Here is a 26,109-nt window from a genome sequence, read left to right as displayed (position 1 = left end):
TATGACTCCTGATGAGTTTATTAAAACCAGAGAATATCTGATGCTTTCTCCTACCGAGCTAGCTGAATCTCTTGGCGTTACCTACCAAGCTGTGAAAGACTGGCAAAGTGGGCGGCGGAAAATATCTCTTCAAGTAAAAAAACAACTAGAAGGTCTGTCTAGAATAAAAAAACTTGAGGAATATAGTGGTTTAATAGAAAACTCCTTCTCCTAATCCTTTCAGCACAACCTGTCTTCCTTCTGGACTCAGTGCGCTAACAAGATTTAGCACCAGCTGACTGGCGGTACGGGAAGATGGGCTCAAAGTATGACTAAACGAGAGTGTGGCCACCCAGCTGTGGCCACACTCTGCATCGGTGCACTGGCAGTAGAGCTCCGAGACATCATCGCTCAGTCGGTTGGTCTTGGTAATGCGGCCCCGCTGGCCACACACTTTGCAATAAACCCGCATTACGCCCCCTTTTCTATCGAAATCAACGGCCTATCTTGCCATGGCAAACACTGTTTGTTTACACAGTTGAACCGATATTCTCCCGAAAATCGACCCGCAGGGAGCGAGGGAGTCCCGCGCTGTTGATGGCATCCTGGATAAACTCGCACAGCGGCAGCACCTCGTTGCGGGCATAGGTGGCATCGTACTTCTCGGGATCCCCGAGCCCTCCCCCGCCATTGGTCGGAATGATGCCGGCCAGCGCCGCCGGAAAGCGGTGGCTGGTCAGTACATCCTGAGCGGTGATCCCCTTGATGGCCGCGAACTCGTCCTTGGTGGCGATATCCCCCACCGGAATAAGCTTGATGCCATCGGGCTTGCCGTCCGGGATGTTCACGAACATGGAGCGGAAGTTCCCCACCCCCTTGCTACTGGCGATCATCTCCTTCATCTCCTCCTCGGTGTCGTCGTCCATGTTCGGGTCGGTGGCGTAGAAGATGAAGCCCATGTGGGCGCCGTTGAGGAAGTATTTACGCCGAAACAAGGTGGCATCCTGATTAAGCAGTGCCGACTGCAGGCCACCCAAGTAGTCGGGCATACCGTAGATCGCTCGTGCAGCTCGCAGTCAGAGCGGATTGCGGCGCGGTCCGAAGGGCAGCCGCCAGCGAAACAGGCTGTTAAGGGTGGCACGCCACTGATTGGGTCGTCCCAGGATCTGCTTTTGCAAGCGAGTCTCTTCCTTCAGCATCGCCTCATCGCTGCGGGCCCAGGCCTGGCTGTAGAGCTGCTTGATCCCCGCCAGGGCATCGGGCGACTTGGTGGTGAGGGTGCGGGCAAACTCCCGCGCCTCCACCAGCGGATCGGCGCAGACCCGGCTCACCATCCCGAGGGATTTGGCCTCGACGGCATCCAGCTCGCGCCCGCTCATGGCAAGCTCCATAGCGGTATCCAGCCCCATCAGGTTGCGCATGGTGACGCTGCCGCTCATGTCGGGAATGATGCCCCACTTGATCTCCATCACCGAGAAGCGGCAATCGGGGGTGCTGAAGCGAAAATCGGCGCCGAGCGCAATCTGCAAGCCACCGCCAAAACAGACTCCCTGGGTCACCGCAATCACCGGCACCGGCAGCTGGTGCCAACCATAGGCAACCCGCTGGGCCAGATTGGTCGCCTCGTCCGCTTCACGCTTGAGAATATCGAGCGCCGCCACCGGCTGTCTCAGCATGGATTTCACATCCAGCCCAGCGCAGAAGGCCCGCCCCTCGCCGTGCAGGATCACCGCCCGCAGCCCCTTGTGCCGGGCGAGTTGCGTCAGCGTCTCATCGATGGCGCTGAACATGGCGCGGTCCAGCGCATTGAGTTTATCCCCCCGCGTCAGCATCACTTCGGCAATCCCGTCGTGGATCTCGCACTTGATCCTTGGTTTTTCCATCTCCCTTGTCCTCTCCTTGATCCCTGAAACTGACTCACTGGTCATACCACTACGTTATCAGAGTGTTATCATCCGGTACAGCTGAGACTAAAGTCGGCTGGTCGCCTCCCCCTCCCTTTGTCACACTGGGAGCTGCATGAGTGCCGCAAGCCAGCAGAGGACGCTGTCATGTCAACCCTGTTCAATTTTGCCAGACCACCGTTCGACCGACTGGGCGAGGAGGCGCGCGAGCGGCTCTCCCGTCACCTCTCGCTCTGCTATTTTCGGGCCGGGGATCTGCTGCTCAAGGAGGGGGACGAGCCTCCCGGCCTCTATCTCATCATCAAGGGGGCGGTGGAAGAGTCGGCCCCTCACCACCAGTTTGGTGATTACGGGGTTGATGACCTGTTCGATGTGCGCGCCCAGTTTGATGGTCGCTGCCGCCACCGCTTCACCGCACTGGAAGATAGCCTCTGCCAACTCATTCCTCGCCACACCTTTCTGGCGCTCTGTGAGCAGGATCCGCAGTTTGCCAGCTACTTCACCGCCAATCTGGCCGAGCGCCAGCGCCAGCAGGAGCAACGCGAACAACTGGGTCAGAAGAATCTGGCTGAATTTATCCTGACCCGCATCGAACCCGGCCACCTGCAGGCACCGCTTATCGTCGACAGCAAGCTGTCACTGCTCGCGGCGACCGAAGCCATGGTGAGCAAGGGGACCGATTGCCTGCTCTACCCGGCCCACGACGGCTCCCTCACGCTGGCAACCCGCAAGACCTTGCTCCACGCCCTGACCCTCAAGGGATTGCCGCTGACGGCCCCCCTCTCGGTGCTGACCCCCACGCCGCTGATTGGTCTGCCGCTGGAGAGCTATCTGTTTGATGCCCTGCTGCTGATGACCCGCCATCGCATCAAGCGACTGGTGGTGTGGCGTGGCAACGAAGTGGCGGGCATCTTGCAACTGACTCAGGTGCTGGGGCTCTTCTCGACCCACTCCCACGTACTGACCCTGCGCATTGCCCGCGCCGACAGCCTGCCGGCACTGGAGGCGGTGGCCCGCGAGCAGCAGCAATTGACCCGCTCGCTGTTTGCACAGGGGATCCACACCGCCTTTTTGATGAAGCTCATCGCCACCATCAACGAACAGCTGATCGCCAAAGCCTTTGCGCTGGTGATCCCCCCCGAGGTGCAGGATAAGGTCTGCCTGCTGATGCTGGGCTCGGAGGGGCGCGGCGAACAGATCCTCAAAACCGATCAGGACAACGCCCTGATCCTGCCAGAGGGGCTGGCATGGCCCACCCAGGCAGCCGATCTGGCCGAATTCAGCGCCCTGCTGGAGCGCCTCGGCTACCCGCTGTGCCCCGGGCAGGTGATGGTGAACAATCCGGCCTGGGTAAAAACAGGCAGCGAGTGGCAAAGCGCCATTGCCAGCGCCTGCACCACGGCAAAAGAGGATGAGCTACTCTGGCTCGCCACCCTGGCCGATGCTCACCCCATCGCGGGGGATCGACAGCTCCATCTGCCGGTTGCCAGAGCGCTGCGCGAGCAGTTGGCGGACAGACGGGACCTGCTGGCGGAGATGGTGCGACCGGCAGTGGCCTTTCATGCCCCCCTCACCCTGTTTGGCCGGCTGGAGCAGCCACCGGAAGGGCTGGATCTGAAGCGGGGCGGCTTGTTCCCGCTGGTGCACGGTATCCGCATGCTGGCCATTGAGGCAGGCATTCTGGAGACCTCGACCCTGGGACGCATCGATGCGCTGGTGGCCGCCGAGCGGCTCAGTACCGACTATGGCAGCAATCTGGCAGAGGCGTTTCGGCTCTTTATCCGGCTGAGGCTGCGCAGCCAGCTCAAGGGGGGCAATAGTCGGGTGCAGACAAGCGAGCTTAGCCACAGTGAGCGGGATCTGCTGCGCCAGGCGCTACATCAGGTGAAGAAGTTCCAGCAGTGGCTCACATTGCACTTTCGTCTGAGACAATAGCCATGTTGAGCCGCGTTCGACGCTACTGGTATGGCCGCACGTTCCGCACGGGCGAGTTCGCGCCGCTCTTTGCCACCCCACCGGAAGATGAACGGATCGCCCTCGATTTCGAGACCACCAGTCTCGATCCCGAGCAGGCCGAGATCGTCTCCATCGGGGCGGTGCGCATTCAGGGTAACCGGCTGCTGACCGGCGAGGCCCTAGCCATCAAGGTACAGCCACCGGCCAGCCTGACCAGCCAATCTGTGGTGATCCACGGTCTGCGCCATCAGGATCTGCAACAGGGGATGGAGCTGGAAGCCGCGCTGCGCCTGCTGCTTCACTTTATCGGCCCCCGTGAACTGGTGGGCTATCACATCGCCTACGACCTGCGCATTCTCAATCTCGCCTGCCAGAAATTGTGGGGATTGACCCTGCCCCAGCGAGGGATCGAGGTGAGCCAGCTCTATCACGACCACCTCTATCGCCGCTATCCCGATGCGGCCATTGACCTCCACTTGAGTGCCATCTGTAGCCACCTTGAACTGCCATCCCTGCCCGCCCACGATGCCCTTGCCGATGCCACCACGGCCGCGCTCATCTACCTGCGCCTGACCTGCGGCTCGCCGCTCACTTATCCCAAAGTCTAATTGTCGAGAAATAACATTTAATTCACATTTTGCTTACATGAGCAGATTACCTGCTCGTCGGGGTTACCCCATCCACCGCTGACACTCATGTCATGGAGAACTGCAATGGAACAGCAAAGCTATCTGAGGATCCAGCAAGATCCCAACTTCCAGGAGCTGGTCGCCAAGCGCCAGCGTTTTGCCTGGGCCCTCTCGGCTCTGATGCTGGGACTCTACCTGGCGTTTATTCTGCTCATCGCCTTTGCCCCCGGTTGGCTGGGCACCCCCTTGAGCGAAGGGTCGACCATTACTCGCGGCATTCCTGTCGGGGTAGGATTGATCCTCTCCTCCTTCGTGTTGACCGGCGTCTATGTCTTTCGCGCCAACGGCGAGTTTGATGAACTGAACCAGAAGATCCTCAAAGGGGTGCAATCATGAAAGGCAAGTTGCTGCTGTTGACCTCACTGGCCTCCTCTCCCCTGCTGGCGGCCGATGCAATCTCTGGCGCCGTGGAGCGTCAGCCCCTTAATGTCGCCGCCATCGTGATGTTTCTGGTGTTTGTGGCCGCTACCCTGTTCATCACCTACTGGGCCTCCAAGCGCAACCGCTCGGCTTCCGACTACTATGCGGCCGGTGGCCGTATCACCGGCTTCCAGAACGGTCTGGCCATCGCCGGTGACTATATGTCCGCCGCCTCCTTCCTCGGGATCTCCGCGCTGGTCTACACCTCCGGCTACGATGGCCTGATTTACTCCATAGGTTTTCTGGTGGGCTGGCCCATCATTCTGTTCCTGATCGCCGAACGGCTGCGCAACCTCGGCAAATATACCTTTGCCGATGTCGCCTCCTATCGTCTCAAGCAGACTGAAGTGCGTACCCTCTCCGCCTGTGGTTCGCTGGTGGTGGTCGCCCTCTATCTGATCGCCCAGATGGTCGGTGCCGGCAAACTGATCGAGCTGCTGTTTGGCCTGCAATACCATGTGGCCGTGGTGCTGGTCGGTATCCTGATGGTGCTCTACGTGCTGTTTGGCGGCATGCTGGCCACAACCTGGGTGCAGATCATCAAGGCAGTGATGCTGCTCTCCGGTGCTAGCTTTATGGCCATCATGGTGATGAAGTCAGTCAACTTCGACATCGGCGCCCTGTTTAGCGAAGCGGTCAAAGTGCACGAGAAAGGCTCCGCCATCATGAGCCCGGGCGGGCTGGTCTCCGACCCCATCTCCGCCATCTCGCTCGGTCTGGCATTGATGTTCGGTACCGCCGGCCTGCCCCACATCCTGATGCGCTTCTTCACTGTGAGCGATGCCAAAGAGGCGCGTAAATCGGTGTTCTACGCCACTGGCTTTATCGGTTACTTCTACATTCTCACCTTCATCATCGGTTTTGGCGCCATCCTGCTGGTCAGCACCAATCCGGCCTTCAAGGATGCCACCGGCGCCCTGCTGGGCGGCACCAACATGGCAGCCGTCCACCTGGCTGATGCAGTGGGTGGAAGTCTGTTCCTCGGCTTCATCTCTGCCGTGGCATTTGCCACCATTCTGGCGGTAGTCGCCGGATTGACCCTGGCCGGTGCCTCTGCGGTCTCCCATGACCTCTATGCCAGCGTGTTGAAGAAGGGCAAGGCTAACGAGACCGATGAACTGCGTGTCTCCAAGATGACGACTCTGGTGCTGGGCGTAGTTGCCATTGGTCTGGGGATCCTGTTCGAGAAGCAGAACATCGCCTTCATGGTGGGTCTGGCTTTCTCAATCGCCGCCAGCTGCAACTTCCCGGTGCTGTTCCTCTCCATGTTCTGGTCACGCCTGACCACCCGTGGCGCCGTCTACGGTGGCTGGCTGGGACTGGCGAGCGCAGTAACCCTGATGGTCCTGGGCCCGACCGTGTGGGTGAAAGTGCTGGGCCATGCCCAGGCCATCTTCCCCTACGAATACCCGGCCCTCTTCTCCATGGGTTTGGCCTTCATCGGGATCTGGTTCTTCTCCATCACCGACAGCTCCCAGAACGCCGCCGACGAGCATGCCAAGTTCCTGCCGCAGTTCGTTCGCTCCCAAACCGGGCTGGGGGCCTCTGGCGCTACCTCCCACTAACAGTTCAAATTCATCCTTCCAAGCCGGCTTCGCGCCGGCTTTTTTTATTGCCCATCAATCGGCTGCATGCCCCGCTTGCCCCGATCAAGATCACACTTCTCGCTAAAACTTTCGGGGGATCTGTGCCATAATGCGCGCCATTTGACAGACCAATCGGGACACATACCTTGTTAAGCAGCAACAATATCACCATGCAGTTCGGCGCCAAGCCGCTGTTTGAGAACATCAACGTCAAGTTTGGCGGCGGCAACCGCTATGGCCTTATCGGCGCCAACGGCTGTGGCAAGTCCACCTTTATGAAGATCCTCGGTGGTGATCTGGAGCCCACTGGCGGTAATGTGAGCCTGGACGTCAACGAGCGCATCGGTAAGCTGCGTCAGGATCAGTTCGCCTACGAAGATATGCGCGTACTGGACGTAGTCATGATGGGCCACACCGAGTTGTGGGCAGCCATCGCCGAGCGCGATGCCATCTACGCCAACCTCGAAGCCACCGACGAAGACTATATGAAGGCCGCCGAGCTGGAAGGTCTGGTCGCCGAATATGACGGCTACACCGCCGAAGCACGCGCAGGCGAGCTGCTGCTGGGTGTCGGCATTCCGCTCGAGCAGCACAACGGCCCGATGAGCGAAGTGGCCCCTGGCTGGAAACTGCGGGTGCTGCTGGCACAGGCCCTCTTCTCCAACCCTGACATCCTGCTGCTGGACGAGCCGACCAACAACCTGGATATCAACACCATTCGCTGGCTGGAGCAGGTGCTCAACGAACGTGAAAGCACCATGATCATCATCTCTCACGACCGTCACTTCCTGAACTCCGTCTGTACCCACATGGCGGATCTGGACTACGGCGAGCTGCGCGTCTATCCGGGCAACTACGACGACTACATGCTGGCCGCCACCCAGGCGCGCGAGCGTCTGCTGGCCGACAACGCCAAGAAGAAGGCCCAGATCGCCGATCTGCAATCCTTCGTCTCCCGTTTCAGCGCCAACGCCTCCAAGTCTCGTCAGGCGACCTCCCGTCTCAAGCAGATCGACAAGATCAAGATTGAGGACGTCAAGGTCTCCAGCCGCCAGAACCCCTTCATCCGCTTCGAGCAGGACAAAAAGCTCTATCGCAACATCCTGGAAGTGGAAGGTGTATCCAAGGGGTATGGCGACGGTCCCCTGTTCAAGGGCCTCAACATGATGATGGAAGTGGGCGAAAAGGTCGCCATTCTGGGTACCAACGGTATCGGTAAGTCTACCCTCATCAAGACCCTTGTCGGTGCACTGGCTCCGGATACCGGCACCATCAAGTGGTCCGAGAACGCCCAGATCGGTTACTACGCTCAGGATCACGCCGAAGACTTCGACACTGATCTCAACGTGTTCGACTGGATGGCCCAGTGGAAACAGGAGAACGAAGACGAGCAGGCGGTACGCTCCATACTGGGCCGTCTGCTTTTCTCCCAGGACGACATCAAGAAGCCGGTCAAGGTGCTCTCCGGTGGTGAACAGGGTCGCATGCTGTTCGGCAAGCTGATGATGCAGCGCCCCAATATCCTGATCATGGATGAGCCGACTAACCACCTGGACATGGAATCCATCGAATCCTTGAACATGGCACTGGAGCTCTACCAAGGGACCCTGATCTTCGTCTCCCACGACCGCGAGTTCGTCTCCTCCCTGGCGACCCGTATCCTGGAACTGACTGAAGATGGTATCCGCGACTTCGGCGGCACCTACGAGGATTACCTGCGCACCCAGGGCGTGGTATAACCCCGCTCCTGCACAAGTTCGCAATGAAAGACCGGCTCTCAGGTGCCGGTTTTTTTATATCCCGTATTTAGACGACTGAGATGGCGTATAGCCGCGGTGTGACTACACGCCACAGAGCAGAGAGCAGAGAGCAGAGAGCAGAGAGCAGAGAGCAGAGAGCAGAGAGCAGAGAGCAGAGAGCAGAGAGCAGAGCTTGAGTATCCCCTCTTTTCCCACAGATAAAAAAACGGCTCCATCAAGGAGCCGTTTTCAATGGATTGCGCAGTGCCGATTACTCGACGGTCGCTTCCACACTGGTGAAGTACTCGATCTTGGCTGCTTTGCGCAACTCGTCGATCAGCGACTTGTAATCCACCTGAGCTTTGCCCTGACCCAGCTGAGCTTGCAGCATGGCAGCCATACCGGATGCGGCGGCAGGGACGTTGACCTTGTCCAGCGCAACTACAACGCGGTCACCATTGGTCTCGGCAACCAGAGCCACGCTCGGCTTGCCGTCGATCGGATGGGGCAGTGTGAACGCCTGGGCAATCAGGTTCTGATCCAGCTCGCGATCGAAGCGGGCAACCCCTTTGTGGGTCTCCACTTTCAGACCGAGTGCAGTCAGATCAGCGGTGATGCTCTCACCGACCTTCAGCTTGTCCAGCAGGCCCTGGGCCTTGCCACGGGCCACTTCGCTGGCCTTGTCATGCTTGATGGCGGCAATCACCTGCTCTTTCACCTCGGCCAGCGGCTTGACCGCTTTGGGCTTGTGACCAGTGATGTGCAGCACCAGCGCCTTGCCGTCAGCCAGCTCGATCACGTCGGAGTTGGTGTTGTCATCGCGCAGCTGTTCGGAGAACGCCACGGAGAGCACCTTGGGATCGTTAAGCGGAGCCGGAGCAGTCGCCTGGGTGAAGAAATCGGAATATTGGACCTTCATCCCCATGGCATCAGCGGTCAGATCCAGCGAGTCCGGGTTTTCGAAGCTGTTGTCAGCCATCTTCTGCTGCTCGGCGAAGAATTTCTCCTTGGCCTTGTCAGCTTGCAGACGAGTGATGGTCTCTTCTTTCACATCGGCAAACGGCTTGGTCTGGGCTGCTTCAACCCCCAGCAGCTTGATGATGTGGAAACCGAACGGGCTCTTCACCACGCCGGAGAGATCGCCAGCCTTGTTCAGGGCGAACGCGGCTTTCTCGAAGGCCGGATCCATCACCCCTTTCTCGAACCAGTCCAGCTCACCGCCTTTTTTGGCAGAGAAGGTATCAGAAGAGTCAGCCTTGGCCAGCGCAGCGAAATCATCACCCGCCTTGGCTTTGGCCAGCACGGCTTCTGCTTTCTGCTCGGCCGCTTTCTCATCCTTGCCAAACGGGATCAGGATGTGAGCCACGTGGCGACGCTCGGCACGCTGGAACAGATCCTGGTGCTGATCGTAGTAATCCTGGGCATCCTGCTCGGTGACCTTGATATCCTTGGCGAGGTTGGCAGCGTCCAGCAGCAGATAGTCAACCTTGACTTGCTCGTCGTTCATGAAACGGGCGCCATTGGTCTTGTAGTACTGCTCCAGCTCGTTGTCGGAGACCTGAACGTCAGCCATGTAGTTGGCGGCAGCCAGACGTACCAGACGCAGATCGCGAGTCTGGTTATAGAGCTTGTCGAGCTGCTCCGCTTCGCCCTTGAGGGAGAATTCGGTGCCCAGCAGGGCGCTCATCAACTGTTGACGCACCATGTCCTGACGCAGGGAGTCACGGAACATTTCGGGAGTCATGCCGGCACGACGGATCAGTTGCAGATAGCGGTCATTGTTGAACTTGCCGTTCTCGGCAAACTCCGGCATGGCCACGATGGCTTGCTTGATCTGTTCGTCACTGATACGCAGACCCAGTTCACGGGCCTTGCTATCCAGCAGCGCCTGATCGATCAGCCTATCCAGCACACCGCGACGGAACTGTTTCATGTAATCGGGGTTCGCTGCCAGCTGGCTGAATGCCTCTCCCATCTGGGATTCCATGCGGGCGCGCTCGTTGCGGTAGGCATTTTCCAGTGCGGTTGCACTGATTTCTGTGCCGTTGACAGTGGCGGGGGCGGTACGGGCCGGGCCGTTCAGGTAACTACCTACACCAGCCAAGGCAAAGGAGAGGATGATCAGGCCCAAGATAACCTTGGCTACCTTGCCCTGCGCCCCTTCGCGTAGTTTATCCAACATCATGTTTGTACTTATGCTCCCGAACTCGATGGGCGTAAACAATAAAAAGGCGCACCGATTGCGATGCGCCTTGGTCAATCAGTATGAGAGAAGACTCTCTAACTTGTCTGGTCTGCGACCAAGGACGGTAGCCGACGGATATCAGCGACCGACTTAGTTAACAGCGTCTTTCAGGGCCTTACCGGCTTTGAAGGCAGGAACTTTACCAGCAGCGATTTCGATGGTCGCGCCCGTCTGCGGGTTACGGCCTGAACGGGCAGCACGCTCGCGTACAGCGAAAGTACCGAAACCAACCAGAGCAACCTGGTCACCCTCTTTCAGCGCTTCACCAACAGCATCAATGAAGGCATCCAACGCACGGCCAGCGGCAGCTTTGGAGATATCGGCACCGTCTGCAATCTTGTCAATCAGTTGAGATTTATTCACTCTTATATTCCCCTTTTATCGAACACCGCTGCGGCGCTGATTTCCCTGGCCACAACAAGTGGAGGTTTTATAGCAAGCCTCCTGATCAGTTGCAAGTGACAATCTGGCGCAAACCCGCGCCACACAACGCATTGCGACTCATCACGAGTACCCGATCGGTGGTCAAGGCTACTTCCGTTATCGGGCGCATGCAAGCCTTAACCACCCGTCGAATGCGCCAAATTTGCGGCGCATCAACATTTACACGACAGAAACGCGCTCAAACCCCTGCGGATTGTCCTGCAACGCCAATTCCAGCACCTCGTCAATCCAGCGAACCGGATAAATTTCAAGGTCTTGTTTGACGTTTGCCGGGATCTCCTCAAGGTCACGCTCGTTCTCTTTCGGAATAAGCACTCGCTTGATGCCGCCACGATGGGCTGCCAGCAACTTCTCCTTGAGACCGCCGATGGGCAGCACTTCGCCGCGCAAGGTGATCTCCCCTGTCATCGCCACATCAGCACGAACCGGATTACCGGTCAAGCTGGAGACCAGGGCAGTACACATGGCGATACCGGCGCTCGGACCATCTTTGGGGGTGGCCCCTTCCGGTACGTGCACGTGGATATCGCGCTTCTCGTAGAAGTCGGCATTGATCCGCAACTTCTCGGCACGGGTACGCACCACCGTCATGGCCGCCTGAATGGACTCCTGCATCACTTCACCGAGAGAACCGGTATAAGTGAGCTTGCCTTTGCCCGGCATGTTGGTGGTCTCGATGGTAAGCAGATCGCCCCCCACTTCGGTCCACGCCAGACCACATACCTGACCAATCTGGTTCTGGTCGGTGGCTTTGCCGTAATCGAAACGCTGTACCCCGAGGAACTCCTTGAGGTTGGCCTGATTGACCTGAACATGCTTGATGCTCTTGTCCAGCAGGATGCGCTTGACCGCTTTGCGACAAATCTTGGAGATCTCGCGCTCCAGACCACGAACCCCCGCCTCGCGGGTGTAGTAACGGATCACCCCGACCAAGGCAGAATCCTCGATGGTGATCTCGGACTCTTTCAGACCGTTGCGCTGGATCTGCTTGGCAACCAGATGCTGCTTGGCAATGTTGAGCTTCTCATCTTCGGTGTAACCGGAGAGACGGATCACCTCCATCCGATCCAGCAACGGACCCGGGATGTTCATGGAGTTGGAGGTGGCCACGAACATGACGTCAGACAGGTCATAATCCACTTCCAGATAGTGATCGTTGAAGCTGTTGTTCTGTTCCGGATCAAGCACTTCCAGCAAGGCAGAGGCGGGATCGCCGCGCATGTCCGAGCTCATCTTGTCGATCTCGTCGAGCAGGAACAGCGGATTCTTCACACCGACTTTCGCCATCTTCTGGATGAGTTTGCCGGGCATGGAACCGATATAGGTACGGCGGTGACCACGGATCTCCGCTTCGTCACGCACCCCACCCAAGGCCATCCGCACATATTTGCGGCCTGTCGCCTTGGCGATGGATTGGCCCAACGAGGTCTTGCCCACACCGGGAGGCCCAACCAGACAGAGGATAGGGCCCTTGAGCTTGTTAACCCGTGCCTGTACCGCCAGATATTCGAGGATGCGATCCTTGACCTTCTCGAGGCCATAGTGATCGGCATCCAGCACCTCTTGCGCCTTGCCAAGATCTTTCTTGACCTTGGATCGCGCCTTCCACGGCACCTGCACCATCCAGTCCACATAGCTGCGAACCACGGTAGCCTCGGCGGACATGGGAGACATCATCTTCAGCTTGGCAAGCTCGGCCTGGGCCTTTTCACGGGCATCTTCCGGCATGCCAGCCTCTTCAATCTTGCGATTGAGGGCTTCAAACTCATCCGGGCTATCTTCCAGCTCACCCAGCTCTTTCTGGATGGCCTTCATCTGCTCGTTGAGGTAATACTCGCGCTGACTCTTTTCCATCTGCTTCTTGACGCGAGTACGGATGCGCTTCTCGACCTGCAGCAGGTCAATTTCCGACTCCATCATCGCCATCAGGAATTCGATGCGCTCGGAAACCGAGACGATCTCCAGCACCTTCTGCTTGTCTTCCAGCTTGAGCGGCATGTGGGCCGCCATGGTGTCAGCCAGACGCGCAGCATCGTCGATCGCCGAGATCGAGGTCAGTACCTCGGGCGGGATCTTCTTGTTGAGCTTGATATAGCCTTCAAACTGGCCGATGGCGGAGCGAACCAGTACTTCCTGATCCTTCTCCTCAATGGCTTGGGAGGGGATGTACTGGGCCTCGCAGACAAAGAAATCCTTGTCGTCGATCATCCGCTCCAGGCGGGCACGCTGCCCACCCTCTACCAGCACCTTGACGGTGCCGTCCGGCAGCTTGAGCATCTGCAGAATATTGGCCACTGTCCCGACGGTGAAGATCTCCTCCACAGTCGGCTCATCGGTTGACGCATCCTTCTGGGCCACCAGCAGAACTTTCTTGTCCTGCTCCATGGCCGCTTCCAGACAGCGAATGGATTTTTCCCGCCCCACAAAGAGTGGAATGACCATGTGGGGATAAACCACCACGTCACGAAGAGGCAGGACGGGAATCTCGATGCGTTCTGAACGCTCTAGGTTCATATATGTCCTCTCGGCTTGTTATACCGTTGGCAAAGCGCTTGGCTGAGTATATGGGGGCGCAGAGATGAGATTCAATCGCCGAAACCGTAAAAAGCATGAAAGGGGCAAAAAGCCCCTTCCATTTGATTAAAAATCAGACATTTACTCTGATGCAGCAGCCTGGGTTTCGGGATTTTCGTAAATCATCAAGGGCGCGGAGTCCCCTTTGATCACGGTCTCGTCGATCACCACCTTGCTGACCCCTTCCAGAGAAGGCAGGTCATACATGGTATCCAGCAGCACGGCTTCCACGATGGAACGCAGACCACGAGCACCGGTTTTACGCTCCATCGCCTTGCGGGCAATGGCGTTGAGCGCATCGTCACGGAACTCCAGCTCAACCCCTTCCAGATCGAACAACGCCGCGTACTGTTTGGTCAGCGCGTTTTTCGGCTCTTTCAGGATCTGGATAAGCGCGGATTCGTCCAGCTCGGTCAGGGTCGCGACCACCGGCAGACGGCCGATGAACTCGGGGATGAGACCATACTTGATCAGATCTTCCGGCTCTACCTTGGCGAAGGTCTCGCTCAGGGTGGCCTTGGCATCCTTGGATTTCACCTCGGCGCCAAAACCGATACCGGTTCCCTTCACGGAACGCTGCTCGATCACCTTGTCCAGACCGGCAAAGGCACCGCCACAGATGAAGAGGATCTTGGAGGTATCAACCTGCAAGAACTCCTGCTGCGGATGCTTGCGACCACCTTGCGGCGGCACGGAAGCGATGGTCCCTTCGATCAGCTTGAGCAGTGCCTGCTGTACCCCTTCCCCGGAGACATCGCGGGTGATGGAGGGGTTGTCCGACTTGCGGGAGATCTTGTCGATCTCGTCGATGTAGACGATGCCACGCTGAGCCTTTTCTACGTCGTAGTCGCACTTTTGCAGCAGCTTCTGGATGATGTTCTCCACGTCCTCGCCCACATAACCGGCTTCGGTCAGGGTGGTCGCATCGGCCATGGTGAACGGCACATCCAGCAGACGAGCAAGCGTCTCGGCCAGCAGGGTTTTACCGCTACCGGTCGGGCCAATCAACAGGATGTTGGATTTGCCGAGCTCAACACCACTGTTTTCGCCGCTGTTGCGCAGACGCTTGTAGTGGTTGTAGACGGCTACAGCCAACACCTTCTTGGCGTACTCCTGCCCGATCACATAGTCATCGAGATGAGCGCGGATCTGATGAGGGGTCGGCAGCTCGTTACCATCGCGCTTGGGAGAGATCTCACGGATCTCTTCGCGGATGATGTCGTTGCACAGCTCGACGCACTCATCACATATGTAGACGGAAGGGCCAGCGATCAGCTTGCGCACTTCATGCTGGCTTTTGCCGCAAAAAGAGCAGTAGAGCAGCTTATCACCCTCACCCTTGCGTTTCTCTGTCATTCAGCAACCTCGTTTTATCAATAGAGGATGGATCGGCCTGTTGAGTTTACAACAGACCGGGACACCCTGCTCAGCTACGCTGGCTCAGGACACCGTCTACCAGACCATAGGCCACGGCCTGCTCGGCGGACATGAAGTTGTCACGATCGGTGTCACGCTCGATGGTAGCCATGTCCTGACCGGTGTGGAACGCCAGGCGCTCGTTCAGGGTATTTTTAATCTTCAGGATCTCCTGGGCATGGATCTGGATATCAGATGCCTGCCCCTGGAAGCCACCCAGCGGCTGGTGGATCATCACGCGGGCGTTAGGCAGGCAGAAACGCTTGCCCTTGGCGCCACCGGCCAGCAGGAAGGCACCCATGGAGCAAGCCTGCCCCATGCACACAGTGCTGACATCCGGCTTGATGAACTGCATGGTGTCATAGATGGACATGCCCGCAGTCACCGAACCACCCGGCGAGTTGATGTAGATATAGATGTCCTTGTCCGGATTCTCGGATTCGAGGAACAGCAGCTGAGCCACCACCAGATTGGCCATGTGATCTTCAACCTGACCAGTCAGGAAGATCACCCGCTCTTTCAGCAGACGGGAGTAAATATCGTAGGAACGTTCACCCTTGGCAGTCTGTTCGACCACGATGGGGACCAGCGCATTGCTGGGAGAATCGGTCATATCGTTATAGTTCTTGTACATAAGGCATTGTCCCTAAAATAAAATGGCCCGAGTGGAGATCACACGAGCCATTATACTTAACAGTCTTGACCTTAAGTCAAATGTTCTTAGGCAGCGGCGCCAGACTTGTTGATCACTTCGTCAAAGGCAACTTCTTTTTCGGTCACTTGCGCTTTGGACAGGATCAGGTCGATGGCTTGATCTTCTACTGCCAGGTTACGAACGCCGTTCAGCATCTGTTCGTTCTTCTGGTAGTACTCGATCACTTCCTTCGGATCTTCGTAGGCAGTCGCCATGGACTCGATGATGCTGTTTACACGAGCATCGTCAGCCTTGATCTCGTTGGTGCGGATCACGTCACCCAGCAGCAGGCCTACGCGTACACGACGCTCGGCTTGAGCCTGGAACAGTTCAGCAGGCAGCTCGGGAGCGTTGCCGCCCTGGAAGCCACCGAAACGCTGCAGCGCCTGCTGACGCAGTGCGTCGATCTCTTGAGCAACGGCAGCTTTCGGCAGGTCGATTTGGTTGGCTTCAACCAGACCGTTCAGAACCTGCTCTTTAACGCTGTTTTTCAGGGCTTGAGCCAGTTCGCGCTCCATGTTCTTGCGCACTTCGGCTTTCAGCTCTTCAACAGAACCGCTTTCGATACCGAAACGCTTCACGAACTCTTCGGTCAGCTCAGGCAGGATCTGCTCTTCAACCTTGATCAGCTTGGAAGCGAACTTGGCTTCTTTGCCTTTCAGGTTTTCAGCGTGGTAATCAGCCGGGAAGGTCACTTCGATGGTGAACTCGTCGCCCGCTTTCTTGCCCAGGATGGCGTCTTCGAAGCCCGGGATCATGCGGCCAGCGCCCAGCACCAGGTTGAAGCCTTCAGCTTTGCCGCCGTCGAACTCTTCACCGTCGATGGAACCGACGAAGTCCATGGTCACACGCATGCCATTGGCAGCGGCAACATCGGCATCAGCCCAGGTAGCGTGCTGCTTGCGCAGGGTGTCGATCATGTTGGCCAGATCTTCGTCCTTCACGGTCGCAACCGGCTTCTCGACCTTGATGGTCTCGAGACCTGCAACTTCGAACTCCGGATACACTTCGAAAGTGGCGGTGAATTCGAAATCCTGACCTTCTTTGATCTCTTTCGGATCCATGGTCGGGGCACCGGCCGGGCTCAGTTTGTTTTCGATGATGGCTTTGATGAAGTTGCTCTGCATCATTTCATCAGCAACGCGGGCGTGAGCCATGGCGCCGAACATCTTCTTGATGATGGCAACCGGAGCCTTGCCAGGACGGAAACCGTCGATGCGACGAGTTTTGGCCAGGCCATTCAATTCTTTACGCACAGCGGCGTCTACGGTAGCGGCCGGTACAGTGATGGTAAGACGGCGTTCCAGACCCTGGGTTGTCTCTACAGAAACTTGCATTCTTCTACCTCGTTCAACTCAGCACTGTGTGCTGACCCTTTATTGCCCCTGGGCAAAGCCCGGAGTCTTCCTGTTTATAAAGACAACGATATGTCTTTGTGATGAGAAAATATGACGCGGCATTATAGCGGCGCACTTTGGTCGAGTCGAGCCACACATCCCCCACATTGAGCGGTGTGCAAGCACAATTCGTGCAAAACTGCCCTTTATATGGGGAGAGAGGTGCCCGACTTCAACTATCCGATGGCAATAATTTTGCGTTTGCTCACCTTTTTTCATCCGAACGCCGCTTTATTACCCATCTTTCGCCGAAAAACAGCCCACCGTTGCGGGCGGCGACTCAATTTGACCAGCCAAATGGCGATTGGACCAATCAACCATTGCGTCCCTACCCCTCCCTCGTTATGGTGGCAACCAAATTGATGATCTGGAGTCACTCACATGGCCTTTTTCCGCTTCTTGTTCAATCTGCTCTGGTTTGTACTGGGAGGTGTCTTTATGGGCCTGGCCTGGTGGCTGGCCGGTCTTGTCTGCTTTATCTCGCTGGTCGGCATCCCCTGGGGACGTGCTTGTTTCGTGATCGGCACCTTTACCTTCTTCCCGTTTGGCAAGCAGGCCGTCAATCGCAAGACCATGACTGGCCAGAGCGATATCGGCACCGGCACTCTGGGGCTGATTGGCAATATCCTCTGGTTCGTACTGATCGGCGTCTGGCTCGCCATCGGCCACATCGCTTCCGCGCTGGCCTGCTTCGTGACCATTATCGGTATCCCGTTCGGTATCCAGCACCTCAAGCTGGCACTCATCAGTCTGGCGCCCATCGGCCAGATGATTGTGACCAACCAGGAGGCGGAATCGGGCCGCTATATCCGCTAAACACGGGAAATGCGCGGGCAGACGCTGCCCTGCAACGAAAAAAAGGGCAGACTAGGGTCTGCCCTTTTTTATTCTCTTTTGTTGAGGCCATCATGTTACCCAGCCACTTTTTCGCCAATCTCGCCCGCATGAAACTCATCTATCGCTGGCCCCTGATGCGCAACATCCAGCCGGAAAACATCGCCGAGCACAGCCTGCAGGTCGCCATGGTGGCCCATGCCCTCGGCATCATCAAAAACCGGCTGTTTGGCGGCAGCGTGAATGCCGACCGCGCCGCCGTGATGGCCCTCTATCACGACAGCAGTGAGGTGCTGACCGGCGATCTGCCTACCCCGGTCAAATACTTCAACCCCGAAATTGCCCGCGAGTACAAGAAGATAGAACTGGCCGCTGAGCAGCGTCTGCTTGGCATGCTGCCGCCGGAACTGGTGGAGGACTTTCGCCCCCTGCTAGATTCGGCAGCCCAGGATGACGAGCTGGCCAGGCTGGTCAAGGATGCCGACACCCTCTGCGCCTATACCAAGTGTCTGGAGGAGATCAACGCGGGCAACCGGGAGTTCGAACCGGCTCGCAAGCGCCTCGAAGCTATGCTGGAGGCCCGAATGAGTGAGGAGATGCGCTACTTTATCGACACCTTCGTAGCCAGCTTCTCCCTGCCACTCGATGAGCTTAACGCTCACTAAGCCAGTCTACATGACCTGAAAACAGAAGGGCCCGCCGGTTTGCACCGGCGGGCCCTTCGTTCTTTCTTGCGCATTAGATGCAACGCATCAGTGACCCAGCTCGCGGGAGGGTACCAGACCGCTCGCCCGCCAGGCGGGATAGAGGGTCGCCACCAGGCTCATCAGGATGGCAGCACCCGTCACGATAAGCAGATCCTGCATATGCAACTCGGTCGGCAAGAAGTCGATAAAGTAGATATCCGGATTGAGGAAGCGGTGGCCAATAAGCTTCTCGATGACACCCAGGATCTGGGTCAGCTTGCTCGAAAGCAGCCCACCCAGCAGGGCGCCAAGCAGGGCACCGGCCACGCCGTTGACCATCCCCTGAATGACGAAGGTAAGCCGGATCTGGCCAGGGCTCGCCCCCATGGTTTTCAGGATGGCGATTTCGCTGCGCTTCTCGTTCACCGCCATCACCAAGGTGGAGACGATGTTGAAACAGGCGACGGCCACCACCATCAGCATCACCACATACATGACGGTACGCACCATCTGGATGTCCTGATAGAGGTAGCCCTGGCTGTTCATCCAGCTGCGGATATAGACGTGATGAGGGAACTGCTGCGCGGCGGCTACGGTGATGGATTGCGCCTTGAGCACATCGCTCACCCGCAGGCTGAAGCCCTCCACGCCGCTGCCCATGCCGGTGATCGCTTGCGCATCGGCCAGATGCATAAAGCCGAGCAGACCGTCGAGCTGACCACCGATCTCCAACAGCCCCACCACGGTCAGGGCTTCGCGCCGAGGATTCTTGATCCCCGCCTGATCGCCCCCTTGCGGCAGCAGCAGGGCGACAGCGTCCCCCACCTTGACGCCCAGCTTATCGGCGATGGTCTTGCCCAAGATCACCCCACGTTCACCCGGTTGCAGTTCACGCAAGCCACGGCCCGTCATGTATTTGCCCGCATCCGACAGATTGGCTTCCAGATCGGGCAGTACGGCGCGCAGTTGCACCCCCTTGAGGGCAGAGCCATGCTCCAGCAGGCCATTGAGGCGAATGACCGGCGCTGCCGCCTCAACGCCCGGCTGGGCCAGCAGGTAGTCGCGCAGACGTGGCCAATCCGGCAGCGGCCGCTCGACGGCGTCCAGCTCACCTTGTGGCACGACCGAGAGCACCCGATCTTTAAGCTCCCGCTCGAAACCGTTCATGGCGGAGAGGCCCAGGATCAGCGCCATCACCCCGAGGGCGATACCGATCAGGGAAGAGGCAGAGATAAAGGCGATAAACCCGTTGCGACGGCGGGAGCGGCTGTAACGCAGGCCCAGAAAGAGGGGCAGCGGTTTGAACATCAGGCAACCTCCGCCATCACGCCGCTCACCAGGGTCACCCGACGATGGAGCTTGGCCGCGAGGCTCAAGTCGTGAGTCACTACCACAAACGCAGTGCCCAGCTCACGGTTCAGTTCACACAGCAATTCGTACACCGCGGTGGCACTGGCGTGATCCAGATTGCCGGTGGGTTCGTCCGCCAATACCAGACTCGGTTCGTTGACCAGCGCCCGGGCGATCGCCACACGTTGACGTTCGCCACCAGAAAGCTCGGAGGGACGGTGATTCAAGCGATGGGAAAGCCCCACCCGCCCCAGCATCTTGGTTGCCTTTTCGGTGGCAACCGCCACCGACTCACCGGCGATCAGCAGCGGCATGGCCGCATTTTCCAGCGCACTGAACTCGGAGAGCAGGTGGTGGAACTGGTAGACAAAGCCCAGCTCGCGGTTGCGAAAACGGGCTTGGGTACGGCTGTCCCAATGGTGGATATCCTCCCCCTTGAACAGCACGGCGCCGCTGGAGGGGTTGTCCAGCGCCCCCATCAGATGCAGCAGAGTGGTCTTGCCGGAGCCCGAGCTCCCCACCACCGCCAGCATTTCACCGGGCGCGACGCAGAGATCGATCCCCTTGAGCACCTGAGTCTCCAGCTCCCCCTCTTTATAGACATGATTGAGCGCCTGGCAGCGCAGCAGAGGTTCACGGGATACGGCTTCATTCATAACAGGGGCTCCACTTACGCCAGTGACCACTGAGGCACCAGTAACAACGCCGGTACTCGCACCGGAGGTAACAACAGAAGATGTATTATTCACGGCATTACTCATAACGCAGCGCCTCGGCCGGTTTCACCCGTGCGGCGCGGGCCGCCGGATAGAGGGTGGCACTGAAGCTCAGCAGCACGGCGCCCAGCAAAATGGTGATGACCTGAGCCGGCTCGACAATCACCGGCAAGCCACTGCCGCCAGCCGCCATATAGAGGTTGAGCCCCACTGCATTGAGCAGGGGGTTGAGACCCAAGGAGAGCGCAAGGCCCGCCAGTCCGCCAAACAGAGCCCCAATCACCCCGCTGGAGGCGCCAAGTACCATGAAGATTTTGACGATACCTGATTCACTCATACCCATGGTGCGCAGGATGGCCACTTCGCCCTCCTTGTCCGTCACCACCATCACCAGCGCGGAGAGAATGTTAAAGGTGGCGACGGCGATGATCAGCACCAGCATCAGCCCCATCATCCGTTTTTCCATGGCGACCGCCTGGAACAGCTCGCCCCGCTCGCGGCGCCAATCCTGCCATAGCAAGCTATCCGGCAACGGCGTCTTGATCACCTCGTCAGCGGCAAAGGGATCATCGAGCCAGAGGCGAATGCCACCGACGGTTTCTGGCGGCAGGCGCAGCAGCCGCTGGGCATCCCCCAGGGCGATCAGCGCAATCTGGTTATCCACATCGGCACCGACCCCGAAGATGCCGGAGACAGTAAAGAGGCGCTGGGCCGGTACCCGGCCAAACGGAGTGAAGCGGGTCCCCTCGGTCAGGATCAGGCGAACCTGATCGCCGATGGAGACATTGAGACGGCGTGCCACCCCCTGCCCCAGCACGATGCGGTAGTGGCCGGGCTGCAGGGTATCGAGGCGCCCCCCCAGCATCTGGCTATGGAGGATGTCATCCTTGGGCCACTTAGCAGGGTCGATCCCCTGCACGCTCACCCCGGTCAGTTGGCCAGGGCTTTGCAGCATCCCTTCGCTGTCGAGCATGGGGGCCGAGGCGACCACATGGGGTAATTTGGCCAGATCCGGCAAGCCTTGCGGGTCGGCATCAATGCGGCCAGCCTGATTGGTCACCACCACATGGGGGATCACCCCGAGGATGCGCCCTTTGAGCTGCCCTTCGAAACCGTTCATCACCGAAATGACCACCATCAGGGCGGCGACCCCGATGGCGATGCCAAAGGTAGAGAACAGGGAGATAAATGAGACGAAGCGATTGCTGCGCTTCGAGCCTGCATAACGCAGGCCGATGGCCAGCGAAAGGGGCTGAAAAAGTCCGGTCTTCAAGGATATGTACGTTGCCAACAAAATAAGATACCGGATAATAAAGGGAAACCGTCCATGACAACAAGGGATAGCCTCCATGCAGGAACAGTTCTTCAGCGTCACTCATGCCACGCCGGTCAATGTGATCCCCATGCCGGCCGACTTCCACCTCCCCTCGCTGGAGGAGCTGGACGCTGAGCTGCCGGAGCCCTTTCGGATCTCTTCGGCCATTACCTCCATCGATCTGGTGACCACTCGCCTGCTGCGCAACCAGAACGAGTCGATGCACGATCTGATCGAGATCGTCAATCAGCAGTCCCGCAAGATCGACATGATCATGGGCTATGTGCTCTCCCTGCAGGACCATCCGGAGCAGCGCTTTCACACCCTGCGCTTCGGGGCTGGCCAGCTCACCTACCTGCACCCCTATCATGATCACGGGGATGCGCCGCACCTGCACCAGATCGTCCGCCTCAAGATCTTCCTGCGGGAAGAGGCGGCCGCCATCTACTGCTATGGCCAGGTCAAACAGCTCGACGGCGGTGAACATGGCACCCATGTGCAGCTCGACTATGTGCGGATCCGCGAAGATGACCGTGAACTGCTGGTTCGAGCCAGCCTCCACGTGCAATCGAAGCAGCTCAAGCTGCGCGCCCAAGAACGCCAGCGCTAACCAGAGCGAACGTCGCGATAGATAACGTCAACGTTAAAAGAATCGAATCATGCCAATGACACTCCCCGCCTTGCCCGCCAAAGCGGGCCAAAAGATCACGCTCGGCCAGCTGGTCGGCAGCAGCCTCTCGCTGATTGCAGCCCGTCTCACCAGCGAAGCCAAGGGGCCGGTACTGCTTATCACCGCAGATACCCCGAGCGCCCTGCGCCTGGAGCAGGAGCTACAGTATTTGCTGACAGACAAGCAGCTGGCCGATCAGTCCGCTCCCGTATTACTGTTCCCCGATTGGGAGACCCTGCCCTACGACACCTTCTCTCCTCATCAGGACATCATTTCCCAGCGGCTCGAGACTCTCTACAAGCTGCCGCAGATGAGCAAGGGGGTATTGATTGTCCCCATCTCCACCCTGATGTTGCGCTGCGCCCCCCGGATCTATCTCGACAAATACAGCCTGATGGTGAAGGCCGGTCAGCGCCTCAACCTGCAACAGCTGCGCGGGCGGCTGGCCGAGGCGGGTTACGTGGCGGTGGATCAGGTGCTTGAGCATGGCGAGTTTGCCGCTCGCGGCTCCCTGCTCGATCTCTTCCCCATGGGCAGTAGCAGCCCCTATCGCATCGACTTCTTCGACGATGAAGTGGACTCCATCCGCCCGTTCGATCCCGAAACCCAGCGTTCCAGCGAACCGGTCAAGACGGTCAGCCTGCTGCCCGCCCGGGAATACCCTACCGACGAGGCGGCCATCGAGCTGTTTCGCTGCCAGTTCCGCGAACAGTTCGAGCTGTCGCGGGCCGAGGGCTCAGTCTATCAGGAGGTGAGCAAGGGGCGCTGGCCCGCCGGCATCGAGTATTATCTGCCGCTCTTCTTCAACCAGACCGCCAGCCTGTTTGACTACCTGCCGGAAGAGACCCTGCTGCTCACTGTGGGGGATATCTACCCCGCCGCCCAGCGTTTCTGGAACGATATCGGCCAGCGCTATGAAGACAGACGCTGGGACAACACTCGCCCACTACTGCCACCGGCCCAGCTCTATCTGCCGGTGGAGCAGCTCTTTGCCTCTCTGGGCCAATATGGCGCGGTGCGGCTGCAAGAGGCCGCCACTGCGGGCGATGCTGGTCAGCACGATCTGCCCATCTCCGCGCTGCCCGACCTGCAACTCGATCACAGCAAAGAGCAACCCCTGCTGGCGCTCGACCAGTTCCTGCACGGTTTTGCCGGGCGCACCCTGTTTGCGGTGGAGTCCGAAGGACGGCGGGAGGTGCTCGGCGATCTGCTGGCGCGTATCTCGCTGCAACCTAAAGAGTTCCCCTCCCTCGACGCCTTTATGGCGAGTCCGGATCGCCACGGCCTGCTGGTTGCACCGCTTGAGCGTGGCTTCCTGTGGCAGGAGGCAGGTCAGGATCCACTGGCCCTGATCACCGAAACCGAGCTGCTGGGCGGCAAGGTGCGCAGCAAACGGGCGCGAGAGAAGAGCAAGAACTTAAGCTCCGATGCGGTGATCAGAAACCTCAGCGAGCTGACCCAGGGTCAGCCGGTGGTCCATCTGGATCACGGGGTCGGCCGCTATCTGGGGCTCGAAACCATCGACGCCGGTGGTCTGCCCACCGAGTTTTTGACCCTCGAATATGCCGGCGGCGACAAGCTGTTCGTGCCGGTTACCAGTTTGCACCTTATCAGCCGCTACACCGGTTCTGATAACCCGCCCAGCCACAAGCTCGGCGGTGAAGCCTGGAGCAAGGCGCGGCGCAAGGCGGCGGAGAAGGTGCGCGACGTGGCAGCCGAATTGCTGGATGTCTACGCTCATCGCGCCGCTCGCGCCGGTTTTGCATTCAAGCACGACAAAGAGGCCTATCGCCAGTTTGCCGCCAGCTTCCCGTTCGAGGAGACCGACGATCAGCTCAACGCCATCAATGCGGTGCTGGGGGACATGTGTCAGGCCAAGAGCATGGACCGACTGGTGTGCGGCGACGTCGGTTTCGGCAAGACCGAAGTGGCGATGCGGGCAGCATTTGTGGCGGTGCACGGCGGCAAGCAGGTTGCCGTGCTGGTGCCCACCACCCTGCTCGCCCAGCAGCACTACGACAACTTCCGCGACCGCTTCGCCAACTGGCCGGTGCGGGTCGAGGTGCTGAGCCGCTTCCGCTCCGCCAAGGAGCAGAGCGCTGTGATGAAGGAATTGGCCGAAGGCAAGGTGGATATCATCATCGGCACCCACAAGCTGCTCGGATCCGAGCTCACTTTCAAGGATCTGGGACTGCTCATCGTCGATGAGGAGCACAGATTCGGGGTGCGCCAGAAGGAGAAGATCAAGGCGCTGCGGGCCGATGTGGATATCCTCACCCTCACCGCCACCCCCATTCCGCGCACCCTCAATATGGCGATGTCGGGCATGCGGGATCTCTCCATCATCGCCACCCCCCCCGCCAAGCGGCTCGCCATCAAGACCTTCGTGCGTCAGCATGAACCGGCGGTGGTACGCGAGGCGGTGCTGCGGGAATTGAAGCGTGGTGGTCAGGTCTACTACCTGCACAACGATGTCGAGAGCATCGAAAAGTGCGCCGTCGATCTGGCGGAGCTGGTACCCGAGGCCCGCATCGGCATCGCCCACGGTCAGATGCGCGAGCGTGACCTTGAGCGGATCATGTCCGACTTCTACCACCAGCGCTTCAACCTGCTGGTCTGCACCACCATTATCGAGACCGGTATCGACGTACCGAGCGCCAACACCATCATCATGGATCGGGCGGATCATCTCGGTCTGGCCCAGCTGCACCAGCTGCGGGGCCGGGTTGGCCGCTCTCACCATCAGGCCTATGCCTACCTGCTCACCCCCCATCCCAAGCTGATGACCAAGGATGCGGCGAAGCGGCTGGAGGCGATCGCCTCGCTCGAAGATCTCGGTGCCGGTTTTGCGCTGGCGACCCACGATCTGGAGATCCGTGGCGCGGGCGAACTGCTCGGCGACGATCAGAGCGGCCAGATTGAATCGGTCGGCTTCACCCTCTATATGGAGATGCTGGAGCAGGCGGTCGAGGCGCTGAAAAATGGCAAGGAGCCGTCGCTGGAGCAACTGATGAGCCAGCACACCGAGGTGGAGCTGCGCCTGCCTGCGCTGTTGCCGGATGACTATATTCCGGACGTCAATATGCGCCTCTCCATGTACAAGCGGATCGCCAGTGCGGCGGACGAGCAAGAGCTGCGAGAGCTGAAAGTGGAGCTGATCGACCGCTTTGGCCTCTTGCCGGAGGCGACCAAAACCCTGCTGGAGCTGGCCGCTTTCCGCCAGCGTGCCACCGCCCTTGGCATTCGCCGGGTGGAGATGAGCGAGCGCGGCGGCTATCTCGATTTCACTCAGGAGACCAAGGTCAATCCGGCCTATCTGGTCAAACTGCTCTCCAGCCAGCCACGGGTCTACAAGATGGACGGGCCGACCCGGCTGCGTTTCCAGGTGCCGACCCAGGATCGTGCGATGCGCCTGAAACTGGTGGATGGTTTGCTGGCTGATCTGGCCAACAACAGCCTGTGAGTCTCTGCAACGCTGGCGGCGAGCCAGAGAGA

21 protein-coding genes and 1 pseudogene are annotated in these 26,109 nt (G+C 58.9%); 10 read left to right on the top strand and 12 right to left on the bottom strand.

From position 1 onward, the window contains the following. Position 1: 1 nt before the first annotated feature. A complete protein-coding gene (locus G5195_RS04600) occupies positions 2 to 214 on the top strand; it encodes a hypothetical protein (protein ID WP_323904823.1) in 213 nt (70 codons plus the stop codon). On the opposite strand, the gene G5195_RS04595 is transcribed toward G5195_RS04600, so the two are convergent. The 3 genes and pseudogenes from G5195_RS04595 to G5195_RS04585 all read right to left on the bottom strand — a co-directional run bounded on the left by G5195_RS04595 (position 191) and on the right by G5195_RS04585 (position 1,862). Next, on the bottom strand, positions 191 to 451 hold the full coding sequence (locus G5195_RS04595; RefSeq protein ID WP_421221562.1) for an ogr/Delta-like zinc finger family protein: 261 nt from the start codon (positions 449 to 451) through the stop codon (positions 191 to 193). The two genes, G5195_RS04600 and G5195_RS04595, sit on opposite strands and share 24 nt — an antisense overlap. Before the next feature lie 58 nt (positions 452 to 509). Beyond that, positions 510 to 1,037: pseudogene (locus G5195_RS04590) on the bottom strand (phage portal protein); the annotation flags it as partial. 18 nt (positions 1,038 to 1,055) lie between these two features. After that, the gene (locus G5195_RS04585; RefSeq protein ID WP_421221561.1) at positions 1,056 to 1,862 is read right to left on the bottom strand and encodes a crotonase/enoyl-CoA hydratase family protein; all 807 of its coding nucleotides are present in this window, start codon (positions 1,860 to 1,862) and stop codon (positions 1,056 to 1,058) included. A gap of 168 nt (positions 1,863 to 2,030) precedes the next feature. On the opposite strand from G5195_RS04585, the gene G5195_RS04580 reads away from it, so the two are divergent. The 5 genes from G5195_RS04580 to G5195_RS04560 all read left to right on the top strand — a co-directional run bounded on the left by G5195_RS04580 (position 2,031) and on the right by G5195_RS04560 (position 8,273). Continuing rightward, positions 2,031 to 3,818, top strand: coding sequence for a putative nucleotidyltransferase substrate binding domain-containing protein (locus G5195_RS04580; protein WP_201974915.1), 1,788 nt, complete (start codon positions 2,031 to 2,033; stop codon positions 3,816 to 3,818). A gap of 2 nt (positions 3,819 to 3,820) precedes the next feature. Further along, positions 3,821 to 4,447, top strand: a complete 627-nt coding sequence (locus G5195_RS04575; protein WP_268011762.1) for a 3'-5' exonuclease — start codon at positions 3,821 to 3,823, stop codon at positions 4,445 to 4,447. A 105-nt stretch (positions 4,448 to 4,552) separates the two neighbouring features. After that, on the top strand, positions 4,553 to 4,864 hold the full coding sequence (locus G5195_RS04570; protein WP_040068110.1) for a DUF485 domain-containing protein: 312 nt from the start codon (positions 4,553 to 4,555) through the stop codon (positions 4,862 to 4,864). Continuing rightward, on the top strand, positions 4,861 to 6,513 hold the full coding sequence (locus G5195_RS04565) for a cation acetate symporter (protein ID WP_270906045.1): 1,653 nt from the start codon (positions 4,861 to 4,863) through the stop codon (positions 6,511 to 6,513). The genes G5195_RS04570 and G5195_RS04565 overlap by 4 nt, the downstream gene beginning before the upstream one ends. Before the next feature lie 167 nt (positions 6,514 to 6,680). Then, on the top strand, positions 6,681 to 8,273 hold the full coding sequence (locus G5195_RS04560; protein WP_040068106.1) for an ABC-F family ATPase: 1,593 nt from the start codon (positions 6,681 to 6,683) through the stop codon (positions 8,271 to 8,273). 271 nt (positions 8,274 to 8,544) lie between these two features. On the opposite strand, the gene ppiD is transcribed toward G5195_RS04560, so the two are convergent. The 6 genes from ppiD to tig all read right to left on the bottom strand — a co-directional run bounded on the left by ppiD (position 8,545) and on the right by tig (position 16,983). Continuing rightward, the gene (ppiD, locus tag G5195_RS04555) at positions 8,545 to 10,458 is read right to left on the bottom strand and encodes a peptidylprolyl isomerase (protein ID WP_421221560.1); all 1,914 of its coding nucleotides are present in this window, start codon (positions 10,456 to 10,458) and stop codon (positions 8,545 to 8,547) included. A 150-nt stretch (positions 10,459 to 10,608) separates the two neighbouring features. Continuing rightward, positions 10,609 to 10,881 (bottom strand): nucleoid-associated protein HU-beta, encoded by a 273-nt coding sequence (gene hupB / locus G5195_RS04550; RefSeq protein ID WP_005315375.1) that lies wholly within the window; start codon positions 10,879 to 10,881, stop codon positions 10,609 to 10,611. A gap of 240 nt (positions 10,882 to 11,121) precedes the next feature. Further along, positions 11,122 to 13,476: an endopeptidase La gene (gene lon / locus G5195_RS04545; protein ID WP_319920699.1), complete on the bottom strand. Its 2,355-nt coding sequence runs from the start codon at positions 13,474 to 13,476 to the stop codon at positions 11,122 to 11,124. Between the two features lie 141 nt (positions 13,477 to 13,617). Then, positions 13,618 to 14,892 carry an ATP-dependent protease ATP-binding subunit ClpX gene (gene clpX, locus G5195_RS04540; protein WP_005336977.1) on the bottom strand — a complete coding sequence of 425 codons (1,275 nt, stop codon included), beginning with the start codon at positions 14,890 to 14,892 and terminating at the stop codon, positions 13,618 to 13,620. A 70-nt stretch (positions 14,893 to 14,962) separates the two neighbouring features. Continuing rightward, entirely contained in the window at positions 14,963 to 15,586 is a 624-nt protein-coding gene (gene clpP / locus G5195_RS04535; RefSeq protein WP_005336979.1) for an ATP-dependent Clp endopeptidase proteolytic subunit ClpP, read from the bottom strand. An 86-nt stretch (positions 15,587 to 15,672) separates the two neighbouring features. Further along, positions 15,673 to 16,983 (bottom strand): trigger factor, encoded by a 1,311-nt coding sequence (gene tig, locus G5195_RS04530; RefSeq protein WP_005345092.1) that lies wholly within the window; start codon positions 16,981 to 16,983, stop codon positions 15,673 to 15,675. Between the two features lie 441 nt (positions 16,984 to 17,424). On the opposite strand from tig, the gene G5195_RS04525 reads away from it, so the two are divergent. Next, positions 17,425 to 17,859: a YccF domain-containing protein gene (locus G5195_RS04525; RefSeq protein WP_005336982.1), complete on the top strand. Its 435-nt coding sequence runs from the start codon at positions 17,425 to 17,427 to the stop codon at positions 17,857 to 17,859. A 92-nt stretch (positions 17,860 to 17,951) separates the two neighbouring features. Further along, positions 17,952 to 18,542: a 5'-deoxynucleotidase gene (gene yfbR, locus G5195_RS04520; protein ID WP_421221559.1), complete on the top strand. Its 591-nt coding sequence runs from the start codon at positions 17,952 to 17,954 to the stop codon at positions 18,540 to 18,542. Between the two features lie 87 nt (positions 18,543 to 18,629). On the opposite strand, the gene lolE is transcribed toward yfbR, so the two are convergent. From lolE to G5195_RS04505, 3 genes are all read right to left on the bottom strand, one after another. Then, on the bottom strand, positions 18,630 to 19,871 hold the full coding sequence (lolE, locus tag G5195_RS04515; protein WP_279462530.1) for a lipoprotein-releasing ABC transporter permease subunit LolE: 1,242 nt from the start codon (positions 19,869 to 19,871) through the stop codon (positions 18,630 to 18,632). Then, a complete protein-coding gene (gene lolD / locus G5195_RS04510; RefSeq protein ID WP_005336988.1) occupies positions 19,871 to 20,569 on the bottom strand; it encodes a lipoprotein-releasing ABC transporter ATP-binding protein LolD in 699 nt (232 codons plus the stop codon). Before lolD ends, lolE begins: the two co-directional genes overlap by 1 nt. A 97-nt stretch (positions 20,570 to 20,666) precedes the next feature. Next, positions 20,667 to 21,902 carry a lipoprotein-releasing ABC transporter permease subunit gene (locus G5195_RS04505; protein ID WP_421221558.1) on the bottom strand — a complete coding sequence of 412 codons (1,236 nt, stop codon included), beginning with the start codon at positions 21,900 to 21,902 and terminating at the stop codon, positions 20,667 to 20,669. A 76-nt stretch (positions 21,903 to 21,978) separates the two neighbouring features. On the opposite strand from G5195_RS04505, the gene G5195_RS04500 reads away from it, so the two are divergent. Together G5195_RS04500 and mfd are read left to right on the top strand one after the other, a co-directional pair. Then, positions 21,979 to 22,554: a hypothetical protein gene (locus tag G5195_RS04500; RefSeq protein WP_005351323.1), complete on the top strand. Its 576-nt coding sequence runs from the start codon at positions 21,979 to 21,981 to the stop codon at positions 22,552 to 22,554. 55 nt (positions 22,555 to 22,609) lie between these two features. Continuing rightward, positions 22,610 to 26,077, top strand: coding sequence for a transcription-repair coupling factor (gene mfd / locus G5195_RS04495; protein ID WP_421235901.1), 3,468 nt, complete (start codon positions 22,610 to 22,612; stop codon positions 26,075 to 26,077). Positions 26,078 to 26,109: the final 32 nt, after the last annotated feature.

The sequence above is a fragment of the Aeromonas sp. 601039 genome (assembly GCF_049174415.1).
GTDB lineage: Bacteria > Pseudomonadota > Gammaproteobacteria > Enterobacterales > Aeromonadaceae > Aeromonas > Aeromonas veronii_A.
Note: the sequence above shows the minus strand (reverse complement) of the source record. Positions and strands in the feature narration are given on the sequence as shown.

Bases quoted from the DNA above. Each gene is read 5' to 3' on its own strand.
- G5195_RS04600 (WP_323904823.1), top strand. From the start codon at position 2: ATGACTCCTGATGAGTTTATTAAAACCAGAGAATATCTGATGCTTTCT.
- G5195_RS04595 (WP_421221562.1), bottom strand. From the start codon at position 451: ATGCGGGTTTATTGCAAAGTGTGTGGCCAGCGGGGCCGCATTACCAAG.
- G5195_RS04585 (WP_421221561.1), bottom strand. From the start codon at position 1,862: ATGGAAAAACCAAGGATCAAGTGCGAGATCCACGACGGGATTGCCGAA.
- G5195_RS04580 (WP_201974915.1), top strand. From the start codon at position 2,031: ATGTCAACCCTGTTCAATTTTGCCAGACCACCGTTCGACCGACTGGGC.
- G5195_RS04575 (WP_268011762.1), top strand. From the start codon at position 3,821: ATGTTGAGCCGCGTTCGACGCTACTGGTATGGCCGCACGTTCCGCACG.
- G5195_RS04570 (WP_040068110.1), top strand. From the start codon at position 4,553: ATGGAACAGCAAAGCTATCTGAGGATCCAGCAAGATCCCAACTTCCAG.
- G5195_RS04565 (WP_270906045.1), top strand. From the start codon at position 4,861: ATGAAAGGCAAGTTGCTGCTGTTGACCTCACTGGCCTCCTCTCCCCTG.
- ppiD (WP_421221560.1), bottom strand. From the start codon at position 10,458: ATGATGTTGGATAAACTACGCGAAGGGGCGCAGGGCAAGGTAGCCAAG.
- lon (WP_319920699.1), bottom strand. From the start codon at position 13,476: ATGAACCTAGAGCGTTCAGAACGCATCGAGATTCCCGTCCTGCCTCTT.
- clpX (WP_005336977.1), bottom strand. From the start codon at position 14,892: ATGACAGAGAAACGCAAGGGTGAGGGTGATAAGCTGCTCTACTGCTCT.
- clpP (WP_005336979.1), bottom strand. From the start codon at position 15,586: ATGTACAAGAACTATAACGATATGACCGATTCTCCCAGCAATGCGCTG.
- tig (WP_005345092.1), bottom strand. From the start codon at position 16,983: ATGCAAGTTTCTGTAGAGACAACCCAGGGTCTGGAACGCCGTCTTACC.
- G5195_RS04525 (WP_005336982.1), top strand. From the start codon at position 17,425: ATGGCCTTTTTCCGCTTCTTGTTCAATCTGCTCTGGTTTGTACTGGGA.
- yfbR (WP_421221559.1), top strand. From the start codon at position 17,952: ATGTTACCCAGCCACTTTTTCGCCAATCTCGCCCGCATGAAACTCATC.
- lolE (WP_279462530.1), bottom strand. From the start codon at position 19,871: ATGTTCAAACCGCTGCCCCTCTTTCTGGGCCTGCGTTACAGCCGCTCC.
- lolD (WP_005336988.1), bottom strand. From the start codon at position 20,569: ATGAATGAAGCCGTATCCCGTGAACCTCTGCTGCGCTGCCAGGCGCTC.
- G5195_RS04500 (WP_005351323.1), top strand. From the start codon at position 21,979: ATGCAGGAACAGTTCTTCAGCGTCACTCATGCCACGCCGGTCAATGTG.
- mfd (WP_421235901.1), top strand. From the start codon at position 22,610: ATGACACTCCCCGCCTTGCCCGCCAAAGCGGGCCAAAAGATCACGCTC.